This is a genomic window from Frankia sp. BMG5.23 (assembly GCF_000685765.2).
Lineage (GTDB): Bacteria > Actinomycetota > Actinomycetes > Frankiales > Frankiaceae > Frankia > Frankia casuarinae.
In genome coordinates this window covers 1-7,753 of sequence record NZ_JDWE01000099.1, presented here as the reverse complement: position 1 = coordinate 7,753, position 7,753 = coordinate 1, and the positions used below count along the sequence as shown (strand labels likewise).

General features: G+C 69.4%; 6 protein-coding genes and 2 pseudogenes. 3 read left to right on the top strand and 5 right to left on the bottom strand.

Annotated elements, in window-relative coordinates; translation table 11 throughout:
* The 3 genes and pseudogenes from BMG523DRAFT_RS26825 to BMG523DRAFT_RS27050 all read left to right on the top strand — a co-directional run.
* Positions 1 to 1,017, top strand: a pseudogene (locus tag BMG523DRAFT_RS26825) (hypothetical protein); the annotation flags it as partial.
* Positions 963 to 1,682, top strand: a complete 720-nt coding sequence (locus tag BMG523DRAFT_RS25520) for an O-methyltransferase (RefSeq protein ID WP_011436568.1) — start codon at positions 963 to 965, stop codon at positions 1,680 to 1,682. The pseudogene BMG523DRAFT_RS26825 and the gene BMG523DRAFT_RS25520, both read left to right, overlap by 55 nt.
* A 437-nt stretch (positions 1,683 to 2,119) precedes the next feature.
* Positions 2,120 to 2,254: a hypothetical protein gene (locus BMG523DRAFT_RS27050; protein ID WP_255353906.1), complete on the top strand. Its 135-nt coding sequence runs from the start codon at positions 2,120 to 2,122 to the stop codon at positions 2,252 to 2,254.
* A 305-nt stretch (positions 2,255 to 2,559) separates the two neighbouring features.
* Here the strand turns inward: BMG523DRAFT_RS27050 and BMG523DRAFT_RS21280 are convergent, their stop codons facing one another.
* From BMG523DRAFT_RS21280 to BMG523DRAFT_RS21260, 5 genes and pseudogenes are all read right to left on the bottom strand, one after another.
* Positions 2,560 to 3,045, bottom strand: coding sequence for a transposase (locus BMG523DRAFT_RS21280; protein ID WP_023842014.1), 486 nt, complete (start codon positions 3,043 to 3,045; stop codon positions 2,560 to 2,562).
* A 64-nt stretch (positions 3,046 to 3,109) separates the two neighbouring features.
* A pseudogene (locus tag BMG523DRAFT_RS26820) lies at positions 3,110 to 3,199 on the bottom strand (IS630 family transposase); the annotation flags it as partial.
* 789 nt (positions 3,200 to 3,988) lie between these two features.
* Positions 3,989 to 6,016, bottom strand: coding sequence for a hybrid sensor histidine kinase/response regulator (locus BMG523DRAFT_RS21270; protein ID WP_043592160.1), 2,028 nt, complete (start codon positions 6,014 to 6,016; stop codon positions 3,989 to 3,991).
* A 65-nt stretch (positions 6,017 to 6,081) separates the two neighbouring features.
* Positions 6,082 to 6,585, bottom strand: coding sequence for a response regulator (locus BMG523DRAFT_RS21265; RefSeq protein WP_011436572.1), 504 nt, complete (start codon positions 6,583 to 6,585; stop codon positions 6,082 to 6,084).
* Positions 6,582 to 7,508: an ATP-binding protein gene (locus BMG523DRAFT_RS21260; protein WP_051623997.1), complete on the bottom strand. Its 927-nt coding sequence runs from the start codon at positions 7,506 to 7,508 to the stop codon at positions 6,582 to 6,584. The genes BMG523DRAFT_RS21265 and BMG523DRAFT_RS21260 overlap by 4 nt, the downstream gene beginning before the upstream one ends.
* Positions 7,509 to 7,753 lie beyond the last annotated feature (245 nt).

Sequence of the window (7,753 nt, the reverse complement as noted above, 5' to 3'; positions counted from 1 at the left end):
ACCGCGATCGTGATCCATACCGGTGGCAGCCTGAACGAGGTGACCACAGGCGACCTCCTCGCGTTCCAGTCAGCCACGGCGCCCAGCCGCGGCCGGACGCGTGACGGTTCCCACCTGGCCTGGCAGATGATGGTCGACCTGGGCGTCTTCCCACCGCACTCCACGCTGCACGCCGCCATGCGCACCGGCCCGCAGAGCACCGCCGAACTCGTGGACCGCCACGGCATCGCCGACCGGCAGATCCGCGAGTTGCTGATCCGCTACCTCGACGAGCGGCGTCCCGCGCTCGACTACAGCACCTTCCGCATGCTCGTCGGCCGTCTCGCCGGGGCGTTCTGGGCCGACCTCGAACGCCATCACCCCGGCATCGACACCCTCAATCTGCCACGCGAGGTCACGGATCCCTGGAAGGAACGGCTGCGTTTTCCCCAGAACGGCGGCAGCCGCCCGACCCGGCAACGACACATCGACACCCTGATCACGGTCCGCGCCTTCTACCTCGACATCGCCGAATGGGCACTGTCGGACCCTTCCTGGGCGCCTTGGGCGTTCCCCAGCCCGGTGCGCAAGAGCGACACCGCGGGAGTCGTCAAACAGCGCCGCGCCACAACGGCCTCGAACTCGGCGACTGCGGACGCCCCTACGGCACCCCCTGCATCCACGAACACGCCTGCGTCCGCTGCCCCATGCTCCGCGTCGACCCCCGCCAACGCACCCGCCTCGAACAGATCATCCGCAACCTCGGCGAACGCATCGAGGAAGCCAAAGCCAACGGCTGGCAGGGCGAAGTCGAGGGCCTCAAGACCAGCCTCGAAGCCGCACAGCGCAAGCTCGCCGGCCTGGAGCGCGCAGCCCGCAACACCTCCAAACCAGCACCACTCGGAATGCCACCAATCCCACCCAAAATTTCAAGATCAAAATCCGGATAAGCGGGTGCCTGGGATATCCCGCGAGCTTGGTGGGTGCAGCTGGCCGAGGACGGGCGTCTGGTGGTGCCGCTGCGGATCCTCGGGCTGACTCGAACGGTCGTGTTCGAGCGGGCCGGAGCGGTTCTACGGAGCCGGTCGGTCGTGGAGGACGGGTTCATGCCGATGCGTGCTCTCGGTGCCGTTCGCGAGCAGAACATCCGGGTCGGTGCCGGCCCGGACCTGACAATTCGGCTCGATGACGATCGCCCGGTGGATGCCTCGGCGTTGCGGGGCGCGTTGGATCACCCTGTGGCGGCGTGCTGGACCGGGGTCGCCGTCCCGTGGGGCTGGACAGAGCATCTCGATTTCTGGCTGGCCACGCTGGAGGGCTTCTGCCGGCTCCTAGTGTCGCGGGCTGCGGTCGATGACGGCCGACTGATGGCGCCGAAGGGACCGTGGGGAAGCATGGGGATTGTTGAGGGCGGGACTCTGGCCTATCTCACGACGCGGCCGAGTCCTACCGGCGATGCGAAGATGCCCAGCTACGAGATCGGTGCCTGCGGCTACGGCCCGCGGGGCGGCGAGCTGGCGTCCCGGCTCGCCGAGCGGGTCCGCGACTGGGACCGTGACGGTGGGCAGGGCGTCCGGCTGTGGATCGAGGCATATCCGGCTGACGCCGTCCCTCCGGAGATGCCAGGTGTGCTGCTTGCGGTCGACAAGCGCGACAGTCGGGTTCTCGTCCGGGTGGCCGAGCAGGTACCCGCCGCGGTTTGACCGCCTCGGCCGGGCAGGGCCAGGACAAGAGCAGCAGAGCGTCCCAAGTCGTGCGCAGGTCCTCGGGCATGGGGCACCCGGCGTACTCGGCGAGAGCGAGCGCCGTTCCGGCAGCGCCAGTGAGGAAGCCGGGCCGGACGGTGGCCGCGTTCCCGGCGAGGTGGGCGAAGCCGAAACGGCGCGTGGGGTCGAACGCGCCGGAGGGGTGCACGGTGACAGCGTCTGGGTGACGGTCCGCTGAGGCCGCTGATGACGTCGTAGACGTGCCATGGAGTGCTCACCGGCCGATGGGTGAGGGCGGTGCGGTGGTACCCGGCGATGATCAGCGAAGCGGCCAGGCCAGCGCCGGCGTGGTACACGCCAGTGGGGTGGGCGCCTCGCGGGGTCTGGCGGGCTGCGTGGGTCCAGTGGTTCGCCGCGGCTGTGGCGAAATCAGGGTGGACGGCCGCCAGCCGGGCGTGCAGCAGTGCCGTCCCGGGCAGGCCGTCGGCGAGACTGGCCGCGGCCTCGGCCGGGAGAGCGGCCGTGACCGTCTCGGGGCGCAGGAGCCGTTCGGCGAGGGCGGTCAGTGATACCGGGCTCTGGACGCGGCGGGAACGATCTGCGATGAGTCGTTACTCTTTGCAGCTAGGCTGTGACAGCACCAGTCCAACTGTGACAGCCGGAAGTCACGTTGGTTGGCCAATCCGGCGCTTGCGGCTCCTGGACCCGGGCGGCGGTCAGGAAGCCGCCGACGACGACACGCCCAGGTCTGGACATCACGAGCGTCGGTCCTTCAGGACTGATGTGGCTATGCCAGAGACCGATGGCAGGCATACACAACACGCATAGACATCGTCACCTGGAGTCCTAGTGGGTGTCGCTGCAAGTTCGTCGGTTATGCGGCGAGGTTGAGGCGGCTGGCGGTCTTCAGCAGGTCCGCACGGGTGTACTTCCAGTCGAACCGGGTCGCGGTCTGGTTGTAGAGCGTTTGGAAGCCCATGACGCGGGCGGCGAGCGCGTCGAGGTCGGCGAAGTCGGCGAGGTCGCCACGCTCGATCGCCTTGCGCTGCAGGATCGAGAAGTACACCTCTACCTGGTTGAGCCAGGACGCGTGGACCGGCAGGTGGACCAGCGTCGCGGTCGGGTGGGCTGCGCGCATCCGGTCGATGGAGGCTTGGCCCCGGTGGGACGAGCCGTTGTCGACGATCCAGAACACCCGCCGCGCCGAGGCGTACGGCTCGCTGTTCATGACCTGGGCGGCGAGCCGGCCGAAAGGGACGATCCCGGTGGTGTCCTCGATCCGGCCGATGACCTGGGCGCGCTGGACGTCGTAGGCGGCGAAGTAGGCCACCGTCCCGCCGCGTTCGTACTCGAACTCCACCCGCGGACCGTGGCCGGCCCGAGCGGCGCCGGTCAGCCAACCCCGCCAGGCCCTCGCGGGCGAACCGGCCCCGCCACTTGCTGACGGTGTCCTCGCAGACATCAAGCTGAGCGGCGATCGCCGCGTTGCCCGCTCCACCGGCCGCCGCGAGCACGATCCTCGCGCGCAGCTAGGCACGGCGGAGCACGGTCGCCGACCGGACACGGCGGGCCAGCTCGGCGCGGACGTCGTCCGTCAGAATGATCGCGGTGGCACGGCGAGACACTCCCGATGTCCTAGCGGGCAGGTCACACCGGCCCACCGCCCCGGCCCCGCCCACAGGCAACCCGCCGACACCCCCGGCCACAATCAGGGCTGTGGCCGGTATCCCAGAATCGACGAAGATCTCCCTGCGGCAGCGGCTGGTCGAGCACGCCACCGGCAGGTGGCCCAGGATCACCGCGCTGTCCACCCGCTACCGCGGCCCGTTCGTCTACGTCACCGCGACCGATCCCGACGGCGACGCCCAGCCACTGTGCCGGCTGCGCTACGTCGGCTACGCCAACAACTGGGGCTCCGCCATCTGGCGAGCCAGCCACAACGACTACGCCGACTCCATACTGGCCGACGGATCCCCGACCGGCACCGCCGAAGCCGCCCTCGACCTTGCCGCCGGCCTCTACCTACCCGCCACCGCCGATAACCGACGAACTAACGGCGACGCCCACTATCTGGGGCTTCGGGAGATCCGCCTGCCCGCCACGATCTGGGATCAGATCCTCGCCGCGATTCGGTCCCGTGCGGTCACGGCCTCGACCGGTGACAGCGCGGGCTCAGATCTGCAAGGGCTGCGACGGGCACGGGGTCCGGGTCACCGTCCACGCCACGGTCCTCGGCCACCCGGAAAAGTTGATCTCGTGCTGCCCGTGGTGCGCCGGCACGGCCGCACCATCTGCACCGCCGGTCAGCGTGGGTGCAGGGTTCGTTCCAGGCTGTCGAGAAGGGCGCGGGCGGTGAACGGCTTCTGGAGGTGGGCGACGCCGGGCGGGAAGCCGGCCACGGACTTCTCGGCGCCGGCGGCGTAGCCCGACATCAGCATGACCGGCAGCTCGGGGCGGGTCCGACGGAACTGTTCGATGAGCTGGTAGCCCGTCATGCCGGGCATGATCGCGTCGGTGAGCAGGGCGTCGATCCGCGTCGTCCCGGGACCGAACCGGTCGAGGGCCTCGGCCGGGGAACCCGCCTCGTGGACGAGGTAGCCGGACCGTACGAGGATGCGCGTGGTGACGGCGCGCACGGCCGCGTCGTCCTCGACGACGAGGATCGTCTTCCCCTGCCCGCGGGTGGCGTCGTCCCGGGTGGTGTCGTCCCGGGTGGTGTCGTCCCGGGTGGTGTCGACGGGAGCGGGCCCGCTCCTCGCCGTGGCGGGCAGCAGGATCCGGATGGTCGTCCCCTTCCCGACCTCGGACTCGATGTCGACCTCGCCGCCGGCCGCCTTGACCACCCCGTAGACGGTGGCGAGGCCGAGTCCCGTCCCCTCACCGGGTCCCTTGGTGGTGAAGAAGGGTTCGACGGCGCGACGGATCACCTCCGGGCTCATGCCGCACCCGGTGTCGGCGACCGCCAGGCAGGCCCAGCCGCGCTTCGGGCGTTCTTCCGGCGACGGCCGCCCGTGCGCGGCCGGGCGGTCCGCGGGAGACGGGCCCCGGTCCCGGTCCAGGTTCGCCGTGCTGAGGGTGAGGCGGCCGCCGTCGGGCATGGCCGCACGGGAGTTGACGACCAGGTTCATCACCACCTGTTGGATCTTGCTCGGGTCGATCGTGACGGGGTGGAGATCGGGATCGAGGAGGGTGACGATCTCGATGTCCTCGCCGATGGTGCGTCGCAGCAGGTTCCGCGTCCCCTCGACCACCGCGTTGAGGTCGAGGGTCTCCGGCTTCGACGACTCCTGCCGGCTGAAGGTGAGCAGTTGACGGGTCAGTCCGGCGGCCTGGTCGGCGGCACGGCTGATCTCGTCCATGTCGGCCCGGCACGGGTCGTCGTCGGGAAGGGTGTCGAGGACGATCTCCGCATAGCCGGTGATCACGCCGAGCAGGTTGTTGAAGTCGTGCGCCACGCCGCCCGCGAGCCGGCCGAGGGACTCCAGCCGCTCGGTCTGATCCAGCTGGCGTCGCAGCCGCTCCCGTTCCTCGTCGGCATGGACCTGCTCGGTCACGTCACGCAGGATGCCCTGCACCGCGACGAGGTGGCCCTGGTCGTCGTGGACGCCGACCACGCGTTGCTCCGTCCAGACCTCGACGCCCTCTCGCGGGTGCCAACGGACCCGCAGCGGTTCGGGGTTCGCCGTGCGCCACGAGCCCTTGAGGGTGGGCCGGTCCTCCTTGTCGACCAGCGAGAACAGGGTGTCGGGGCGGCCGCACAGGTCCTCGGGCGGGTAGCCGGTGATCATCCTGATCGCCGGGCTGACGTACTCGACCTCGGCCCGCGGGCACAGCCGGCAGCGGAAGAGGACGTCCGTCGCCTGCTCGGCGAGCAGCCGGAACCGCTCCTCGCTGCGTCGTAGGGCGGCCTCGGCCTGCCGTCGTCTCTGCCGGTCGTCGGCCTCCCGCAGTTCGCGCTGCACCGCGGGGACGAGTCGGCTCATGCGATCCTTGAGCAGGAAGTCGTGCGCGCCGGCCCGCATGAGTGCCGCCGCCGTCTCCTCGCCGACCTGGCCGGAGACGACGATGAACGGGATATCGAGGCCGCTGGCGCGCAGCTGCATCAGGGCCGCCTCGGCGCCGAACGCCGGCATGTGGTAATCGCAGATCACCAGGTCCGGAGGCCGGGTACGGAGAACCGACGCGGCCGCCTCGGAGTCCTCCACCCGATCGGAGATCACCTCGAAACCGCCGCGTCGCAGTCGTTCGATGACGAGCACGGCATCGTCGTCGCTGTCCTCGATCATGAGGACGTGAATGCGTGGCATCATGCGCACCTGTCTCGCCGTCATCTAGCCGGCCGTCACCCAGCCCGCCACCACCTACATCTCCGGCCGCCGCTCAGCCAGCTGCCGCTTCACCCTTCCGCGGCGGGTGAGGCATCGGCATTGGCACCGGAATCGGCATCGCTCTGGGTGTTCTGGGTGGACTGCCGGTTGAGCAGCAGCCAGTACATTCCCGCCGTCCGCACCGCCTCGGTGAACTGGCCGAAGTCGACCGGTTTGACGATGTAGCTGTTGACGCCGAGATCGTAGCTGGCCACGATGTCCCGTTCCTCGTGGGAGGAAGTCAGCATCACCACCGGCACGGTCCGAAGGGCCGGGTCGCCTTTCAGTCGTTGCAGGACCTCCAGGCCGTCGACCTTCGGCAGCTTGAGATCGAGTAGAACGACCTTCGGATCCCTGTCCGGCGACCGGTCGGCGTAGGGGCCGGTACGGAAGAGGAAGGCGAGCGCCTCGGCTCCGTCCCGGAGAACCTCGATCGAAGCCATGATGTTCTTTGTATGCAGCGCGTGCAGGGTAAGTTCGATATCGTCGGGATCATCCTCCACCAGCAGAATGTTCGGTCTTTCGATGTTCACGCCGATACCTCCTCGCTCAGAGTGAAGAAGAAGGTCGCGCCTTTCCCCTGCGCCGCCTCCGCCCAGATCCGCCCGCCATGGCGGGCGATGACGCGCTGGCACAGCGCGAGACCGACACCCGTTCCCTCGAACTGTTCCGAGCGGTGCAGCCGCTGGAACACCCCGAACAGCTTGTCCGCATACCGCGGATCGAAACCGGCCCCGTTGTCGGCGACGTAGAAGACCACCCGCCCGTTCTCGCGGCGGCTGCCGATCTCGATGCGGGCGGGGTCACGGCCCCGGGTGAACTTGACCGCGTTCGACAGCAGGTTGGTGTAGACCACCTTGAGCAGCACCGGGTCGGCCACCCCACGGGGAAGATCCCCGACGGTGATCCGCACCGGGCGGCCGGCGCGGTCGCCCTCTTGCTCCGCCAGCACCGCGGACACGATCGCCGCCGGGTCCACCTCCCGCTTACTCATGGGCTGCCTGCCCAGGCGGGAGAAGGCGAGCAGGTCGTCGATCAACGCGCCCATCCGGTCGGAGCTGCGTTGCACCCGGTCGAGATAGCCGCGGGCCTGCTCGGGCATGTCCTCGGCGTACTCGTCCATCAGGATTCGGGAGAAACCGCTCATCGACCGCAGTGGCGCCCGCAGGTCGTGGGAGACGCTGTAGGTGAAACTGCCGAGCTCGTCGATGGCCTCGTGCATCCGCTTGTTGGCCTCGACGAGGCGCGTGTTCGCCTCCGCCAACCGGGCGTTCGTCCCCGCCAACCGCTCGTTGGCCGCGGCCAGATCGGCGGAGACGCGCAGTCTTTCGGCATCGGCATGATCCAGCCGCCGGCAGATCCCGACGGTGACCGCCAGCAGCATGACCACGGTATAGGAGACCACCAGGGCACCCCGGAACGCGACGCCGTAGAACCCGAGCCGCCACAGCGCCACCGCGGTCGTCCCGACAAGGACCGGGACGATGACCGTGGCCGGCAGCCAGGGTGACCCGCAAAGTCTGTTTGTGCAGGTAGACGGTGTGAGACGGGGTGCGGGGGGCTGGGGCCGGTGGTGGTGTGAGGATCCGGGCCCGGCTGCTGTTTCGTCGCTGTGAGTAGCGCGTGTGAGGGTGGGTTCCGGCGCCGGCGGAAACGCCACCGATGACGTTCTGTGACAGCCGGTGGGGTGGGTGGGGCGGT